The organism is Lentzea pudingi, assembly GCF_014646255.1.
Taxonomy (GTDB): Bacteria; Actinomycetota; Actinomycetes; order Mycobacteriales; family Pseudonocardiaceae; genus Lentzea; species Lentzea pudingi.
On the sequence record NZ_BMNC01000012.1, the window covers coordinates 149,459 to 164,974 of the forward strand.

Here is a 15,516-nt window from a genome sequence, read left to right on the forward strand (position 1 = left end):
ACAGCTAGGCTTCGCTGGTGTCGCTCAGCCGTCGCACACTTCTGCTAGGGGCCGGTCTGGCTCTCGCGGGGTGCACCCCTCGCAGGGTCGAGGCCCCCGCTGAGCTGGTGCTCGCCACCGGGCCGGAAGGCGCGGTGTTCCGCGAGGTGGGTGGGGCGCTGGCGGCCGCGCTGGCCGAACAGCTGCCCGGTACCAGGGTCACCGCGATCCCCACCGCCGCGTCGGTCGAGAACCTCCAGCTGCTGCGGTCCGGTGAGGCGCAGCTCGCGCTGTCCTCTTTGGACCCCATCGACGACCCGCAGAGCGTCCGCGCGGTCGGCCGGCTCTACGACAGCTTCATGCAGATCGCGGTCCCGGCGGCGTCTCCGATCCACACCTTCGGTGATCTGAGGGGCAAGCGGATCTCCCTGGGGCCCATCGGTTCCGGCACGGAGTTCACCGCCAAGCGGATGCTGGAGTTCTTCGGTCTGTCCGCAATGGACGAACGCATGGCGCACGTCGTGGCGTCCCGCCGGGTCGCGGAGGGGTCGCTGGACGCGATGCTGGCGCTGACCGGCATCCCGACACCCGCGATCACCGACCTGCAGGGCAACGTGCGGCTCGTCAACATCCCGGACGAGGCGATCAAGCTCGCCGAGAAGTACAAGGGCCCGTACATCCCCGCGACGATCCCCAGCACCACCTACGCGGACGTGCCGGCGAACCAGACGTTCGCGGTGCCGAACCTGCTGCTGGCGCGCGAGTCGCTGAGCGCGGACGTCGTGGAGGTCGTGACGCGCACGGTGTTCACCGAGACCGCGCGGATCGTGGAGGGGCACCCGGAGGCGTCGCGCATCAACGTCCGCACCGGCATCGCGACCGGGCTCGTGCCGCTGCACGACGGCGCTATGCGGTGGTTCCGCTCCGTGAAGCGCTGAGGGCGACCTTCACGTCCAGTCCGGGGTCCGCGTCGTGCAGGGTGAGCGTGCCGCCGGCCGACTCGATCAGCTCGGCGCAGATCGCGAGTCCCATGCCGGTGCCCGCGATGTTCTGGTGCTTGGTGGCGCGCCAGAACCGTTGCAGCGCGAGCTCGCGTTCCTCCGGGGTGAGGCCGTCGCCGTTGTCGGCGACGTGCAGCTCGCCGTGCTTACCGGTGATCGTGACCTCGGTGGCGTTGGCCAGCCGGATGGCGTTGCTGACGAGCTCGTCGAGCACGCTGCCGAGACCACCGGGCGGTTCCTGCATCGTCAGGCCCGCCGGCACGTCGACCCTCAGCGTGACACCGGACTTGGCGGCGAGCGCCTGCCAGGCCGCACGGTGCGTCGCGAGCAGCTGGTCGATCTCGACGGGCTCGGTTTGCCGCGCGCTGTCGAGCCGGGTCGCGGCGAGCAGGGTGTCGAGCACGCGCCCCATCTCCTCGGCCTCCTCGACCGCGATCTGGTGCGCTTCCCTCGCGAGCTCGCCCTCGACGTGCGGTTCGAGGTTGTCGACGGCCAGCCGCAGACTCGCCAGCGGGTTCCGCAGCTGGTGCGAGGCGTCGGCGACGAACGCCTTCTGCCTGTTCAGGGCCTTGCCGACGACGTCGACCATGGTGTTGAAACTGCGCGCGAGCCTTCGGAGCTCCTGGGGACCGCCGACCTCGTCCGCCCGCACGTCGAGGTTGCCCGCGGCGACGGCGGCGGTGGCCTCGTCGAGGCGGCCGACCGGTCTGAGCACCCACCGCGACATCGGCCAGGCGGCGGCGACCACGGCGAGCATCGGCGCGAGCCCGGCCAGCGCCATCAGGCCCCACTGCCTCAGGACCTCGTGCCGCAGCCCGCGCGTCTGCGAGATGGTGACGACCGCGGCCACGACCTCGCTGTCCCGCCCGACCGGCTCGACGACGACCATCGGCCCGGTGCGCCACGGCCAGCCCGTGTACTCGGGTTCGGGCCGCACGCCACCGTTCAGCGCCGTGTTGAGGGCCTTGGTGACCTCGGGGTCGTTGCTGGGGTCGAACCCCTGCCGGGACGCCAGCAGGATCCGCTTGTCGGCGCTGACGAGGGCGACGGGGACGTCGTAGAGGTTGTCGTAGCGCTGGATCTCCTGGCTGAGGGCTTCCAGCCGGTCCGACTGCAACGCGCTCTCCCCGAGCGCGGCGAACCTGCTCGCGTCACCGAGGCGGTCGAGGTACGTCGTCTGGGTCTCGCGCTGCACGACCGCGGACGCCAGAGGGATGCCGAGCGCCGCGACCAGGGCGACGAGCAGCGGAACGGTGATGGCGAGGAGTCGGCGGAGCATCGGTGCCGATTGTTCCGCAACCACCTGCGGGTTGTCTTCCGGACACTCGTCACGTGGCGAGCCGGTAGCCCACTCCCCTGACCGTCTCGATCCTGACGTGGCCGCCGAGCTTGCTCCTGAGCGCCGCGATGTGCGTGTCCAGCGTCCGTGACGGCGCCTCCCAGTGCGCCTGCCACACCTGGTCCACGATGAAGTCGCGGCTCACCACCTCGCCCTTGCGGGCCGCGAGGAGAGCGAGCAGATCGAACTCCTTGCGGGTCAACGACAGCGGCTCACCGTCCAAAGTGGCGGCACGCGTCGAGGCGGTGATCCGCAGTGGACCGATCTGGAGCGGCCCCTCGGCCTCCGGCTCGGCGCGGTGCGCGCGCGTCCTCCTGAGGACGGCCTCGATCCGGGCGAGGAGCTCGGACGTGCCGAACGGCTTCACCACGTAGTCGTCGGCCCCCGCGCGCAGGCCCAGCACGCGTTCACGTTCCTCGCCGCGTGCGGTCACCGTGATGACGGCGGTGCCCGGACGGTGCCGCAACTCGCGCAGCACGTCCAGGCCGTCACCGTCGGGCAGACCGAGGTCGAGCAACACCACGTCGGCGGGTGCGGCACGCAGCGCGTCGGCGGCCGTGGCCACCCGATGCACCTCGTAGCCCGCGTGCCGCAGCGCGGTCAGCAGGCCTCGGGCCACCCGGTCGTCATCCTCGACGACGAGCACGCGCAAGGTTCACTCCGGTTTGACGGACTCCGGGGAGCCCTTCTTGTCCTTCTCGGCGACGTCCGCGGCAGGCACTTCTTCCGCGGCCTCGGTGGTCTCGTCGGTGGTGGTGTCGTCGGTGGTGGTCTCGTCGGTCAGCGGCCTGAGCGACGATGTCGATGACTCGGGCAACGGCGATTCCGAGGTCGCGTCGGTGCGTCGCAACGCGGCGACGTCCTCACGGTCACCTCGCGACCTGGCGATGACGAAGTACGCGACCGCCCCGAAGAACACGATCGCCGACACGAACACGTTGACGCGCGTGCCGAAGACCAGCGTCGCCTCGTCGGTGCGCATGAGCTCGATCCAGAACCGGCCGGCCGTGTAACCCGCGACGTACAGCGCGAACACGCGCCCGTGGCCGAGCCGGAACTTCCGGTCCGCCCACACGATCAGCAGAGCGACACCGACGTTCCACAGCAGTTCGTAGAGGAACGTCGGGTGCACGACCTGGATCGGCGTGTGGTCGATGGCGACACCGGCCAGCGCGTCCTCACGACCCTCGGGCGTGACCCGGCGGTAGATCTCGAGCCCCCACGGCAGCGTCGTGTCGCCACCGTAGAGCTCCTGGTTGAAGTAGTTGCCGAGCCGCCCGATGGCCTGCGCCACGACGATGCCGGGCGCGAGCGCGTCGGCCATCGCGGGCAGCGGGATGCCCCGGCGCCGGCACCCGATCCACGCACCGACGGCACCGAGCGCGATCGCACCCCAGATGCCGAGGCCGCCGTTCCAGATCTCCAGCGCCGCGAGCGGGTCCTTGCCCGGCCCGAAGTACTTCTGGTTATCGGTGATGACGTGGTACAGCCGACCGCCGACGAGGCCGAACGGAACGGCCCACACGGCGATGTCGGTGACCTCGCCCTTGATGCCGCCGCGAGCGACCCAGCGGCGCTCACCCCACCAGATGGCGACGATGATGCCGGCGATGATGCACAGCGCATAGGCCCTGATGGGGAGCGGACCGAGGTGCCACACACCTTGGTCGGGACTCGGGATCGTGGCCAGAAGGGCGTCCAACACGGCGCCCACCGTACCGGTCGCCCTGTGAGCGCCTCGTGGGGACGCTCGATCGTTATCCGATCCTCGGCTCGGCGGCCCCGAGCCGAGATACTCGAACGCGGCTCGGCGGACTCGGGAAAGGGCGTACATGACGGTCCTGGTGGTCGGCGGCGGCATCGGCGGACTGGCGGCGGCGGTCGGGCTCGCCCGAGCCGGGCAGCACGTCACGGTGCTCGAGTCCGCGGTGGCGTTCGAGGAGATCGGCGCCGGAATCCAGGTCGGGCCCAACGGGTTCCGCATGCTCGACGCGCTGGGCGTGGGTGCCGCTGTGCGCGCCCGGGCCGTGCACGTGGACGAGGGACGCCTGCGCTGCGGGGTCTCCGGGCGGCTGATCGCCGCGCTGCCGTTCGACGAGGGCTTCCAGCGCCGGTTCGGCACCTATGCGGTGGTGCACCGCAACGACGTGCTCGCGCCGTTGCTCGACGCCTGTCGCGGTGAGGAGCGGGTCGACCTCCGGGTGGACAGCGGCGTGGAGTCGTACGCGCAGGACGCCGACGGTGTCACGGCGGTGCTGCGGTCAGGTGACCTCGTGCGCGGGACGGCCCTCGTCGGTGCGGACGGGTTGCGGTCGGTGGTGCGGCGGCAACTCGTGGGCGACGGGGAACCGCCGGTGTCCGGACACACGACCTTCCGCGCGGTCATCCCGGCTCACACCGTGCCGCGGTCGTTGAAGGACAACGTCGTCACGCTCTGGGCGGGGCCGCGCTACCACGTCGTCTGGTACGTGATCGCCGGTGGACGGTTCGTGAACCTCGTGGCCACCACCGACAACGGCGCGACGGAACCCATGACCGGCAAGCCCGTCGAGACCGCCGAGGTGCTGCGGCACTTCACGCCGTTGTGCGAGGACGCGGCTCGGATCATGTCGCTCGCTCGCGAGTGGCGGGCGTGGGTGCTGTGCGACCGCCCGCCGATCACGACCTGGCAGGACTCCCGCGTGGTGCTGCTCGGCGACGCCGCCCACCCCGTGCTGCAGTACGCCGCGCAGGGCGCCTGCCAGGCGTTGGAGGACGCCGTGTGCCTCTCGTCCGTCTTCGACCCCCAGGACGTGGGCGGCTCTTTCGCGCGGTATGTGGCGCTCCGCTCGGAGCGGACCGCGCGCGTCCACCACGTCTCACGGTTGATGGGCCGGGAGGTCTACCACCCTGCCGGGGAGGCCGCTGCGGCCCGTGACGCGATGTTCGCCTCGTGGACCGCGGCCGACCTGCACGAACGGCTGGAGTGGCTCTACGGCTAGGAGGCCAGCTCGAGCGTGACCGGGAACGGCCGTTCGAAGGTCAGCACGCCTGCCTCGCTGCGCGCGAGCTCGACGTACTCCCCTTCTTCGAGCTCGAACAACGTCGCCTTGGGAACTTGCTGGGCCGGATCGATGATCAGGTAGTAGGAGATACCGGCTTCCGCGTACACCTGGCGCTTGAGCACCAGGTCGTTCACCTTGGTGCTCCGGGAGAGCACCTCGCCGATGAGGAGCACGTCCGCCGCCGGCACGGTCAGGCCCTTCGCGCCTCGCTTCTTCAGCACCGTGAAGTCCGGGATGAAGAGCCGATCGCCGTCGAACTGGACGTTCAGCTCGATCGTGGTCTCGAGCTCCTTCGGGCACGCACCGCGCAACGAGTAGGACGCCTCGAACACCAAGCGCTGGTGCAAGGCGTTCCCCATCGGGCTCACGTGCAGCATCCCGTCGAGGAGTTCGATGCGTTGGCTGTTGTCCTCCGGCAAGGCGAGGACATCCTCGATCGTCCACGGCCCTTCATGAGCGGGCAGCAGGACGTCGGGTCGAGCTTCGGCTGGCGCCGCCACTGGGCATCACCTCCGTTGACCGCCTGCGCACCACCAGTGTGGCACGCCAGGCGAATGGCTGGGTTGTGCATGAGTCCACGATCGCAGGTCAGAACGACGGTCAAAGGGGGTTTTGACCCAACCGAACCAGGATTCACTCGATCAGGTGTTCGAATCCATGTCATGCTCTTGGAGGAAAGTCAACGACTCCGATCGGAGGCAGAGGCTCACCACAACTTCATACTCGCCATCCCGACAACCACTCAATGGCGAGCACGGTGTTCGACCTCGTGAAAGCAATTCCGCGCCACCCGACAACCAAAGTCGGGGCCGTCGCTGCAGAGGCGGCTTCGTCGAGCACAAACCAAAACCGCCCGGCCAGCAGGCCGAGCGGCTTCACCGAACGAAGGGAGGTTCAGACCGTCGCAGGAGCCGATCGCACGCCCTTGGCGAGGTCCGCGGCCAGCGCGCGCACCGCGGCGTCGCTCTCGCCCGCGGCCGACACGAACGCCGACCCGACGATGACGCCGTCCGCGAACCCGGCGATCTCGGCGGCCTGCGCACCGGAGCGCACACCCAGCCCGACGCCGATCGGCAGCGTGGTGTGCTCCCGAACCCGCGCGACGAGCGCGGGAGCGGCGGACGACACGACGTCACGGGCGCCCGTGACGCCCATGACCGCGGTGGCGTAGAGGAAGCCGGACGAGGCACGCGCGGTCATCGCGATGCGCTCCTCGGTCGACGACGGCGCCACCAGGAAGGTCCGGTCGAGGCCGTGCGCCTCGGACGCGGCCATCCAGTCCTCGGCCTCGTCCGGGACGAGGTCGGGCGTGATGATGCCGAGCCCACCGGCCGCGGCCAGGTCACGCGCGAACGCGTCCACGCCGTAGCGCAGCACCGGGTTCCAGTACGTCATGACGACCGCACGCCCACCGGCGTCGGAGACAGCAGCCACCACGTCGAACAGGTCGCGCACGCGGAAGCCCGCGGACAGCGCCTGCTCGGCGGCGGCCTGGATCGTCGGGCCGTCCATCACCGGGTCGGAGAACGGCAGGCCGACCTCGACCAGGTCACACCCGGACTCGACCATCGAACGGAGGTGGTCCTTCGATCCCTCGATCGTGGGGAAACCCGCGGGCAGGTAGCCGATCAGCGCGGCGCGCGACTCGGCCTTCGCGGCGGCGAACACGTCGGACAACGTCGACATCAGGCCTGTCCCCCGTCAGCGAGGCCGAAGTACTTCACGGCCGTGTCCATGTCCTTGTCACCGCGGCCGGAGAGGTTCACGACCAGGAGTCCGTCCGGTCCGAGCGATGGTCCGAGCTTCAGCGCGCCCGCGAGCGCGTGCGAGGACTCGATCGCCGGGATGATGCCCTCGGTGCGCGAGAGCAGCGCGAACGCCTCCATGGCCTCGGCGTCGGTGACCGGGAAGTACTCAGCGCGGCCGATGTCCTTCAGGTGCGAGTGCTCCGGACCCACGCCGGGGTAGTCGAGACCGGCGGAGATCGAGTGCGCCTCGGTGATCTGGCCGTCGTCGTCCTGCATGACGTACGACATCGCGCCGTGCAGCGAGCCGGGCGTGCCGGCCGTCAGCGTCGCGCCGTGGCTGCCGCTGTCGAGGCCGGAACCGCCGGGCTCGACACCGACCAGGCGGACGTCCGCGTCGTCGATGAAGCCGTGGAAGATGCCGATCGCGTTCGAGCCGCCACCGACACAGGCGACGACGGCGTCGGGCAGGCGGCCCGCCTTCTCGAGGATCTGCTCGCGCGCCTCGATGCCGATGACCCGGTGGAAGTCGCGGACCATCAGCGGGAACGGGTGCGGGCCGGCTGCCGTGCCGAGCAGGTAGTGCGTCTCGTCGACGTTGGCGACCCAGTCGCGCAACGCGTCGTTGATCGCGTCCTTCAGGGTGCGCGACCCGGACTTCACCGGGATGACCTCGGCACCCAGCAGGCGCATGCGGGCGACGTTGAGCGCCTGGCGCTCGGTGTCGACCTCGCCCATGTAGACGACGCAGTCGAGGCCGAGGAGCGCGCACGCGGTCGCCGTCGCCACGCCGTGCTGGCCGGCGCCGGTCTCCGCGATCACGCGCTGCTTGCCCATGCGCTTGGTCAGCAACGCCTGGCCGAGCACGTTGTTGATCTTGTGTGAACCCGTGTGGTTGAGGTCCTCGCGCTTGAGCCACACCCGTGTGCCGGCGTGCTCCGCGAACTTCGGGGCCTCGGTCAGCAGGGACGGACGGCCCGCGAAGTCGCGCAGGAGGCGCTTGAACTCGTTCACGAACTCCGGGTCGAGCCGCGCCTTGTCGTACTCGGTGGCCAGCTCGTCCACCGCGGCGATCAGGGCCTCCGGGACGAACCGGCCGCCCCACGGACCGAAATGGCCACGTGCGTCGGGATCATGCGGGGTGGGCGTGAACTGGCCCATCGGGTAGCTCCTCTAGCGCTTGGATCAACCGTGCCCTACCGGCTGGGCCGGGGGCACGCGGGGTGTGAGCCCGCGGTCACGAGCTTGTTCACGGCGGCCTTGGGGTCTCCGCTGGTCACCAGGCTTTCGCCGACGAGCACCGCGTCGGCACCCGCGCCGGCGTACGACATCAGGTCGCCGGGCCCGGTCACGCCCGACTCGGCGATCTTGATCGTCTCCGAGGGTAGTCCCGGAGCGATCCTGCCGAAAACGTCTTTGTCGACCTCCAGCGTGTGGAGGTTGCGCGCGTTCACCCCGATGACCGACGAACCCGCCTCCAGCGCACGGTCGGCCTCCTCGGCCGTGTGCACCTCGACGAGCGCCGTCATGCCGAGCGACTCGACCCGGTCGAGCAGCGACACCAGCGCGTTCTGCTCCAGCGCGGCCACGATCAGCAGCACCAGGTCCGCGCCGTGCATCCGGGCCTCGTGCACCTGGTACGGCGACACGATGAAGTCCTTGCGCAGCAGCGGGATCTTCACCGCCCTGCGCACCGCGTCGAAGTCCGCCAGCGACCCGCCGAAGCGGCGCTGCTCGGTCAGCACGCTGATCACCGACGCGCCGCCCGCCTCGTACGCGGACGCGAGCTCGGCCGGCTCCGGGATCTCCGCCAGCGCGCCCTTTGAAGGGCTGCGGCGCTTGACCTCGGCGATGACGCCCACGTTCGGCCCGCGCAGCACCGACAGCACGTCGAGCGGCGGCGCGGACTTGGCCGCGCGCTCCTTCACGACGTCGAAGGGCAACTGGGCCTCGCGAGCGGCGAGATCCTCACGCACACCTTCGAGGATCGACTCGAGAACCGTCACAGTGTTGTTCCCCTTCCCGCTACGGGGATGCTAACCCCGGCGGAGTAACGCCCCAGCCACCGGGGTTCATGTGTCCCCGCAGCTAACCGAGGCCGTGCACGTGTCACATGCGGGAACGCGGATAATGATCTTCACTCGTTCGAGATCGTCCCGCCGGGGCTCTTGTCGTCGGTCGGATCGTCCCCACGCTCCAACGCGCGCCACATGTCGGTCTCGGGGTCGTGCGCGCGGGCCTTCTGCCCGCCCATCCCGATCTTCGGCATCCGGGCCCCGAGAGCCACCAGGAGCACACCGACGGCCACCACGAGCACGCCGCCCGCGATGGCCAGCCAGTGGCCCGAGAACGCACCCGCGACGCCGACGACGACCAGCAGCGCGCCGAGGACCCGGCGCGCCACCCCGCTGAGCGCGACAGCCGCCGCGACGGCCGCGAGGCACAGCAACGCGATCGGCACCGAGCCGGCACCCCAGAAGGCACCCGCCGCGCTCACGAGCAGGAGCGCGGCGATCCACAGCGGCGAGCTAGCCCTCAACTGCCGGCGCCATCGTCTGGGCGGTCGCGATCGCGGCCAGCACCGCGCCCGCCTTGTTGAGGCACTCGTTGTCCTCGGCCAGCGGGTCGGAGTCGGCCACGATGCCGCCACCGGCCTGCACGTACGCCACCCCCTCGCGCACCAGGGCGGTGCGGATGGCGATGGCGGTGTCCGCGTCCCCGGCGAAGTCGAAGTAGCCGACGACGCCGCCGTAGAGGCCGCGGCGGGTGGGCTCCAGTTCCTCGATGAGCTCCATCGCGCGCGGCTTGGGCGCACCGGACAGCGTGCCGGCCGGGAAGCAGGCCGCGACCGCGTCGTAGGCCGTCTTGCCCTCGGCCAGCTCCCCGGTCACGGTCGACACGATGTGCATGACGTGGCTGTACCGCTCGACCTTGAAGAAGTCGACGACGTGCACCGAGCCGGGCTTGCAGACGCGGCCCAGGTCGTTGCGGCCGAGGTCGACGAGCATCAGGTGCTCGGCGCGTTCCTTGTGGTCCGCGAGGAGGTCCTTCTCGAGCAGGGCGTCCTCCTCGGGGTCCTCGCTGCGCCAGCGGGTGCCCGCGATCGGGTGGGTGGTCGCCTTGCCGTCGCGCACCGTGACCAGCGACTCCGGGCTGGACCCGACGATGTCGAACCCGTCGAGGCGCAGCAGGTACATGTACGGGCTGGGGTTCGTCGCGCGCAGCACCCGGTAGATGTCGAGCGCGTCGGCGTCCGTCTCGATCTCGAAGCGCTGCGACACGACAACCTGGAACGCCTCGCCCGCGCGGATGGCCTCCTTGGCCTTCTCGACGGCCGCGAAGTGCTCGGCCTGCGAGCGCCGGCGCCGGAACTCGGGCTTGGGCCGCGAGAACACGGCGGCCGTGGGCGGCGCGGGCGTGTGCAGCGCCGTCGTCATCTCGTCGAGGCGGCGCACGGCGTCGTCGTAGGCGGCGTCGACCCGTTCGGTCGAGTCGTCCCAGTTGATGGCGTTCGCGATGAGCGTGACGGTGCCCTCGTGGTGGTCCAGCGCGGCGAGGTCGGTCGCCAGCAGCATGACCAGCTCGGGGATCTTCAGGTCGTCCTCGGCGATGACGGGCAGCCGCTCCAGGCGCCGCACCGCGTCGTAGCCGATGTAGCCGACCATGCCGCCGGTCAGCGGGGGCATGCCGGGCAGCGGGTCGGTGCGCAGCACCTCGATGGTCTCGCGCAGGGCCTGCAGCGGGTCGCCGCCGTCGGGCAGGCCGACGGGCCGCGTGCCCGTCCAGAACGCCTCACCGCCGGTCGCCGTGAGCGCCGCCGTGGACCGCACGCCGATGAACGACCAGCGCGACCAGGAGCGGCCGTTCTCCGCCGACTCGAAGAGGAACGTGCCCGGCTGGTTCGCCCCGAGCTTGCGGTACAGGCCGACCGGGGTCTCCGCGTCCGCGAGCAGCTTGCGGACCACCGGGATGACCCGGCGGTTGACCGCCAGCTCGCGGAACTCCTCACGCGTGGGGCTCACGGCCCCCAGACCAGCGGCGGCCACAGCCCCGATGACGCTCACCATGGCGTCATTGTTGCATAAATTCAACAACTGTTGAACTATGACCCACGTGGAGCAAGTGAACCAGAAACGCCGAGGCCGCCGCGCCGCGGGCGAGGACACCAAGGCCGCGCTCGTCGCAGCGGCCCGCGAGGTGTTCGTCGAGAAGGGCTACGACGGCGCCACGGTACGCGCGATCGCCGCCAAGGCGGGCGTGGACGCCGCGATGGTCAACCACTGGTTCGGCGGCAAGGAGGGCCTGTTCGCCCAGTCCGTGCTGCAGCTCCCGTTCGACCCGGCCGAGATCCTCAAACGCCTGCTCGACGGCCCCGTCGAGCAGGCCGGCGAACGCATCGTCCGCACGTTCGTGACGGTCTGGGACGCGACCGGCGGCGGCACGTTCGCGGCGCTGATCCGCAGCGTCACCAGCCAGCCGGAGGTGGCGGGCGCGCTGAAGTCGTTCCTCGTCAACGCGATCTTCAAGAACGTGCTCGCCGAGATCGGCGCCGAGCAGCACGAGCTCAGGGCGACGCTGTGCGCGACGCAGATGGTCGGGCTCGGCATCGTCCGCTACGTCGTGCGCTTCGAACCGCTGGCGTCGACCGACGTCGAGACGGTGGTCAAGGCCATCGCGCCGAACATGCAGCGCTACCTCACCGGCGACCTCGACTAGGGCCTCACACGTCGGCGAGCAGCACCGTGGCGTCGAAGCACGTGCGGTCGCCCGTGTGGCAGGCGGCGCCGACCTGGTCGACGGTCAGCAGCAGCGTGTCACCGTCGCAGTCGAGCCTGACCTCGTGCACGTACTGGGTGTGCCCCGAGGTCTCGCCCTTCACCCACAGCTGCTGGCGGCTGCGCGAGTAGTACGTCGCGCGGCGGGTGGTGAGGGTGCGGTGCAGCGCCTCGTCGTCCATCCACGCGACCATGAGCACCTCGCCGGTGCCCCGCTGCTGGGCGACGGCGCAGACGAGACCGTCCGGCGTGCGCTTGAGGCGCTGGGACACAGCGGGATCGAGCGAAGCGCTCAACGGGGACCTCCCAGGTGTTCACGAGCCGGTCCGGTGTTGAGCAGGACCACCCCGTAGATGTGCACGGCGGACAGCACTCCGGACGCGACGCGCGCCCACGCCGGCCCGTCGGCCAGCACGATGACCAGGTGCAGCAGCGCGACGAGGACGAACACGACCATCGCCGGGTAGTGCATGAACCGGAGTCTGATGAGCAGCGCGGCCGCGATCGGCAGTTCGACGATCGCGAGGAACGACGGCAGCTTCAGCACGTCGGGGTCGCCGGTGGAGCGCCACAGGACCAGGCCGACCACGAAGAACACGAGCGCGCCACCGAACGCGACCGCCGAGGCGACCCGCACCTCGACGGGTTTCACCGCACCACGACGCCCGCCTGGCGCAGGCCGTCCTTGACCTCGCTGATGCGGAGCTGGCCGAAGTGGAAGACGCTCGCGGCGAGCACGGCGTCCGCGCCCGCGGCGACGGCCGGCGGGAAGTGGTCGACCGCGCCGGCACCACCGCTCGCGATCAGCGGGACGTCGACCTCGCGGCGCACCAGTTCGAGCAGTTCGATGTCGAAGCCGGCCTTGGTGCCGTCGGCGTCCATCGAGTTCAGCAGGATCTCGCCGACGCCCAGTTCCTGGCCCTTCGCGGCCCAGGCGATGGCGTCGATGCCGGTGCCGGTGCGGCCACCGTGCGTGGTGACCTCGAAGCCAGTGCCGCCCGGGACGCGTCGTGCGTCGACCGACAGCACGATGCACTGCGCGCCGTACCGCTCGGAGCACTCCTTGAGCAGCTCGGGACGCGCGATGGCGGCGGTGTTGAGGCTGACCTTGTCCGCGCCCGCGCGCAGCAGCTTGTTGACGTCCTCGGGGCTGCGCACGCCGCCGCCGACCGTGAGGGGGATGAACACCTGCTCGGCCGTGCGCCGCACGACGTCGAACGTCGTCTCCCTGTCACCGCTGCTGGCGGTCACGTCGAGGAAGGTCAGCTCGTCCGCGCCCTCGGCGTCGTAGGCCCTCGCGAGCTCGACGGGATCACCCGCGTCGACGAGGTTGGTGAAGTTGACGCCTTTCACCACCCGGCCGCGGTCGACGTCGAGACAGGGAATGACACGGACCGCGACTGACATGCGGGAAAGCCTACAAGGCAGGCCCGAGGACTACGCTGCGGCGCCATGATCACCGAACTGGGCCGCGGCCAGTACCTGCTGCTGACGACGTTCCGCAAGGACGGCACCCCGGTGCCCACCCCGGTCTGGGTCGCACCCGGCCCCTCCGACGACGTGATCTACGCCTGGAGCGCCAAGGAGACCGGCAAGGTCAAGCGGATCCGGCGCAGCGGGGACGTGGAGATCGGGCCGTGCGACCTCCGCGGCAACCCCCAGGGCCCGTCGGTCAAGGCACGGGCACGGCTGCTGGACGACTTCGCCAGCGACGACGTCCGTTCGCGCATCGTCAAGAAGTACGGGTTCATGGGCTGGCTGACGATGACCGGCAGCAGGCTGCGGCGGGGACGGACCGGGACGGTCGGCATCGAGATCACGCCGGCGAACTGACTCGCCGACGTCGGGACCCGTCGCTGTCGAGACCCGTCGACATGGAGTCGACGTTGATGCTGCCGGTCCACATCGATGCCGCCGCGTCCACGTCGAGGTCGCCTGTCCACGTCGAGATCCCCGGTCCATATCGACGACATCAGTCCACGTTGATCCCACATTGACTCGACATTGATTGCCACCCGGATCAACATCGACGCACGCCAAATCAATGCAAGGTCGACCCCACCCCTGGCGATGACAACGTTGTCACATGGGCACATCAATGGCCCGCGTCCATGTTGACCACGGGCATCAATGTCGAGTCCACGTGGACCGGATGCGTCAACGTTGAATCCACACCGATCGTCAACCCGAGGTTGACCCGCACCTCAGCGTCAACCTAAAGTTGACGGATGATCCAGTTGGCCGACCTCATCGTCACGGTCGCTCAAGAAGCCGACGACGCCCTCATACGCCTGACGAAAGCCGTCGAACTGAGCGGTCAGCTCAGCGAACTGGGCGACCACCTGATCGGTCACTTCGTGGATGAGGCGCGGCGGGGCGGGGCGAGCTGGGCCGAGATCGGCGAGAGCCTCGGCGTCACGAAGCAGGCCGCGCAGAAGCGGTTCGTGCCCAAGGAGTCGCCGGAACTGGGCAAGCCGAGCATGGAGCGCTACACCCAGCGGTCGAGGCGGGTCATCGCGCTGGCCAGGCACCACGCGCGGTTCAGCGAGCGGATCGGCACCGAGCACCTGCTGCTCGGGTTGCTCGACGAGTCCGCGGGGCTCGCGGCCAAGACCATCGCGAAGCTCGAGTCGGGCGACGGCAGCACGCGCATCGCGACCCTCAACAGGCTCGACTCAGAGGCCCAGCAACGGCCGGAGAAGCAGCCGTACACGACGCACTGCAAGAAGGCCCTCGAACTGGCCGTGCGCGAGGCGCTTCGGATGGGTCACATGTTCATCGGCACCGAGCACATCCTGCTCGGCGTGCTGCTGGAAGCCGAAGGGACCGCGGCCGACGTGCTGCACAACACGGGTGTGACGCACGCGGCCGCGGCCACTCACATCGAGGCCGTGGTCAACGGACCGCAGCGAGTGCTTCCGGGAGCGTGAAGGCGCCGGCGTACAGGGCCTTGCCGATGATCGAGCCCTCGACGCCGTCGCGCGACAGCTTCGAGAGCGCCACCAGGTCGTCCACAGTGGACACGCCTCCGGACGCGATCACCGGGGCGTCGGTGCGGGCGCAGACCTCGCTCAGCAGGTCCAGGTTCGGGCCCGTCAGCGTGCCGTCCTTCGACACGTCGGTGACCACGTAACGGGTGCAGCCGTCGCGGTCGAGCCGGTCGAGGACCTCCCAGAGGTCGCCGCCGTCGGACGTCCAGCCGCGGCCCTTGACCCGGTGGCCCTGCTCGGTGATGCGGACGTCGAGGCCCACCGCGATCTTCTCGCCGTACGCGGCGAGCGCCTTCGCGCACCACTCCGGGTCTTCCAGCGCGGCCGTGCCGAGGTTCACGCGGGCGCAGCCGGTGGCCAGGGCTGCCTCCAGCGACGCGTCGTCGCGGATGCCACCGGACAGCTCCACCTTCACGTCGAGCTCGCCGACGACACGGGCGATCAGCTCGCGGTTGGAGCCGCGGCCGAACGCGGCGTCGAGGTCGACGAGATGGATCCACTCCGCCCCGTCGCGCTGCCACTGCAGGGCCGCGTCGAGCGGCTCGCCGTAGTTCGTCTCGGTACCGGCTTCGCCCTGCACGAGCCGGACGGCACGACCGTCGGCCACGTCAACAGCGGGGAGGAGTGTGAACGTCACCCGAGC

At 70.2% G+C, this 15,516-nt stretch carries 18 protein-coding genes; 5 read left to right on the forward strand and 13 right to left on the reverse strand.

Annotation, left to right across the window (positions count from 1 at the left end):
* The first annotated feature begins 17 nt into the window (after positions 1 to 17).
* On the forward strand, positions 18 to 917 hold the full coding sequence (locus tag IEY88_RS32155; RefSeq protein WP_189158653.1) for a TAXI family TRAP transporter solute-binding subunit: 900 nt from the start codon (positions 18 to 20) through the stop codon (positions 915 to 917).
* Here the strand turns inward: IEY88_RS32155 and IEY88_RS32160 are convergent.
* Genes IEY88_RS32160 through lgt form a run of 3 tightly spaced genes read right to left on the reverse strand, consistent with a single transcriptional unit; the run spans position 886 to position 4,021 of the window.
* Entirely contained in the window at positions 886 to 2,259 is a 1,374-nt protein-coding gene (locus tag IEY88_RS32160) for a sensor histidine kinase (protein WP_189158654.1), read from the reverse strand. The two genes, IEY88_RS32155 and IEY88_RS32160, sit on opposite strands and share 32 nt — an antisense overlap.
* Before the next feature lie 49 nt (positions 2,260 to 2,308).
* Complete coding sequence (locus IEY88_RS32165) at positions 2,309 to 2,971, reverse strand: response regulator transcription factor (RefSeq protein ID WP_189158655.1); 663 nt, start codon at positions 2,969 to 2,971, stop codon at positions 2,309 to 2,311.
* A 3-nt stretch (positions 2,972 to 2,974) separates the two neighbouring features.
* The gene (gene lgt, locus IEY88_RS32170) at positions 2,975 to 4,021 is read right to left on the reverse strand and encodes a prolipoprotein diacylglyceryl transferase (protein ID WP_229693980.1); all 1,047 of its coding nucleotides are present in this window, start codon (positions 4,019 to 4,021) and stop codon (positions 2,975 to 2,977) included.
* Positions 4,022 to 4,151: 130 nt separating this feature from the next.
* Here lgt and IEY88_RS32175 point away from each other — a divergent pair, with 130 nt between their 5' ends.
* On the forward strand, positions 4,152 to 5,300 hold the full coding sequence (locus IEY88_RS32175; protein WP_189158657.1) for an FAD-dependent monooxygenase: 1,149 nt from the start codon (positions 4,152 to 4,154) through the stop codon (positions 5,298 to 5,300).
* On the opposite strand, the gene IEY88_RS32180 is transcribed toward IEY88_RS32175, so the two are convergent.
* The 6 genes from IEY88_RS32180 to IEY88_RS32205 form a co-directional block, all read right to left on the reverse strand.
* A complete protein-coding gene (locus tag IEY88_RS32180; protein WP_229693967.1) occupies positions 5,297 to 5,863 on the reverse strand; it encodes a Uma2 family endonuclease in 567 nt (188 codons plus the stop codon). The genes IEY88_RS32175 and IEY88_RS32180 overlap by 4 nt on opposite strands.
* Positions 5,864 to 6,257: 394 nt before the next feature.
* On the reverse strand, positions 6,258 to 7,049 hold the full coding sequence (gene trpA, locus IEY88_RS32185) for a tryptophan synthase subunit alpha (protein WP_189158658.1): 792 nt from the start codon (positions 7,047 to 7,049) through the stop codon (positions 6,258 to 6,260).
* Positions 7,049 to 8,269: a tryptophan synthase subunit beta gene (gene trpB / locus IEY88_RS32190; protein WP_189158659.1), complete on the reverse strand. Its 1,221-nt coding sequence runs from the start codon at positions 8,267 to 8,269 to the stop codon at positions 7,049 to 7,051. The genes trpA and trpB overlap by 1 nt, the downstream gene beginning before the upstream one ends.
* Before the next feature lie 35 nt (positions 8,270 to 8,304).
* On the reverse strand, positions 8,305 to 9,114 hold the full coding sequence (trpC, locus tag IEY88_RS32195) for an indole-3-glycerol phosphate synthase TrpC (RefSeq protein ID WP_189158660.1): 810 nt from the start codon (positions 9,112 to 9,114) through the stop codon (positions 8,305 to 8,307).
* A 131-nt stretch (positions 9,115 to 9,245) separates the two neighbouring features.
* On the reverse strand, positions 9,246 to 9,647 hold the full coding sequence (locus IEY88_RS32200; RefSeq protein WP_189158661.1) for a Trp biosynthesis-associated membrane protein: 402 nt from the start codon (positions 9,645 to 9,647) through the stop codon (positions 9,246 to 9,248).
* A complete protein-coding gene (locus IEY88_RS32205; RefSeq protein WP_189158662.1) occupies positions 9,637 to 11,175 on the reverse strand; it encodes an anthranilate synthase component I in 1,539 nt (512 codons plus the stop codon). The genes IEY88_RS32200 and IEY88_RS32205 overlap by 11 nt, the downstream gene beginning before the upstream one ends.
* A gap of 46 nt (positions 11,176 to 11,221) precedes the next feature.
* Between IEY88_RS32205 and IEY88_RS32210 the strand changes: the two genes are divergently transcribed.
* Complete coding sequence (locus IEY88_RS32210) at positions 11,222 to 11,824, forward strand: TetR/AcrR family transcriptional regulator (protein ID WP_268241273.1); 603 nt, start codon at positions 11,222 to 11,224, stop codon at positions 11,822 to 11,824.
* Positions 11,825 to 11,828: 4 nt separating this feature from the next.
* Here the strand turns inward: IEY88_RS32210 and hisI are convergent, their stop codons facing one another.
* Genes hisI through hisF form a run of 3 tightly spaced genes read right to left on the reverse strand, consistent with a single transcriptional unit; the run spans position 11,829 to position 13,290 of the window.
* Positions 11,829 to 12,179 carry a phosphoribosyl-AMP cyclohydrolase gene (gene hisI / locus IEY88_RS32215; protein WP_189158664.1) on the reverse strand — a complete coding sequence of 117 codons (351 nt, stop codon included), beginning with the start codon at positions 12,177 to 12,179 and terminating at the stop codon, positions 11,829 to 11,831.
* Positions 12,176 to 12,535 carry a hypothetical protein gene (locus IEY88_RS32220; RefSeq protein WP_189158665.1) on the reverse strand — a complete coding sequence of 120 codons (360 nt, stop codon included), beginning with the start codon at positions 12,533 to 12,535 and terminating at the stop codon, positions 12,176 to 12,178. Before IEY88_RS32220 ends, hisI begins: the two co-directional genes overlap by 4 nt.
* The gene (hisF, locus tag IEY88_RS32225) at positions 12,532 to 13,290 is read right to left on the reverse strand and encodes an imidazole glycerol phosphate synthase subunit HisF (RefSeq protein WP_189158666.1); all 759 of its coding nucleotides are present in this window, start codon (positions 13,288 to 13,290) and stop codon (positions 12,532 to 12,534) included. Before hisF ends, IEY88_RS32220 begins: the two co-directional genes overlap by 4 nt.
* Before the next feature lie 45 nt (positions 13,291 to 13,335).
* Here hisF and IEY88_RS32230 point away from each other — a divergent pair, with 45 nt between their 5' ends.
* Both IEY88_RS32230 and IEY88_RS32235 read left to right on the forward strand, forming a co-directional pair.
* Positions 13,336 to 13,716, forward strand: a complete 381-nt coding sequence (locus IEY88_RS32230; protein WP_189158667.1) for a PPOX class F420-dependent oxidoreductase — start codon at positions 13,336 to 13,338, stop codon at positions 13,714 to 13,716.
* A 395-nt stretch (positions 13,717 to 14,111) separates the two neighbouring features.
* Positions 14,112 to 14,813 carry a Clp protease N-terminal domain-containing protein gene (locus IEY88_RS32235; RefSeq protein ID WP_189158668.1) on the forward strand — a complete coding sequence of 234 codons (702 nt, stop codon included), beginning with the start codon at positions 14,112 to 14,114 and terminating at the stop codon, positions 14,811 to 14,813.
* Here IEY88_RS32235 and priA read toward each other — a convergent pair.
* On the reverse strand, positions 14,779 to 15,510 hold the full coding sequence (priA, locus tag IEY88_RS32240) for a bifunctional 1-(5-phosphoribosyl)-5-((5-phosphoribosylamino)methylideneamino)imidazole-4-carboxamide isomerase/phosphoribosylanthranilate isomerase PriA (protein ID WP_189158669.1): 732 nt from the start codon (positions 15,508 to 15,510) through the stop codon (positions 14,779 to 14,781). The two genes, IEY88_RS32235 and priA, sit on opposite strands and share 35 nt — an antisense overlap.
* Between the last annotated feature and the right edge of the window lie 6 nt (positions 15,511 to 15,516).

Coding starts and splice junctions, on each gene's coding strand:
- trpB (WP_189158659.1), bottom strand. CDS start 8,269: ATGGGCCAGTTCACGCCCACCCCGCATGATCCCGACGCACGTGGCCAT.
- hisF (WP_189158666.1), bottom strand. CDS start 13,290: ATGTCAGTCGCGGTCCGTGTCATTCCCTGTCTCGACGTCGACCGCGGC.
- IEY88_RS32230 (WP_189158667.1), top strand. CDS start 13,336: ATGATCACCGAACTGGGCCGCGGCCAGTACCTGCTGCTGACGACGTTC.
- IEY88_RS32235 (WP_189158668.1), top strand. CDS start 14,112: ATGATCCAGTTGGCCGACCTCATCGTCACGGTCGCTCAAGAAGCCGAC.
- trpA (WP_189158658.1), bottom strand. CDS start 7,049: ATGTCGACGTTGTCCGACGTGTTCGCCGCCGCGAAGGCCGAGTCGCGC.
- IEY88_RS32205 (WP_189158662.1), bottom strand. CDS start 11,175: ATGGTGAGCGTCATCGGGGCTGTGGCCGCCGCTGGTCTGGGGGCCGTG.
- IEY88_RS32175 (WP_189158657.1), top strand. CDS start 4,152: ATGACGGTCCTGGTGGTCGGCGGCGGCATCGGCGGACTGGCGGCGGCG.
- IEY88_RS32160 (WP_189158654.1), bottom strand. CDS start 2,259: ATGCTCCGCCGACTCCTCGCCATCACCGTTCCGCTGCTCGTCGCCCTG.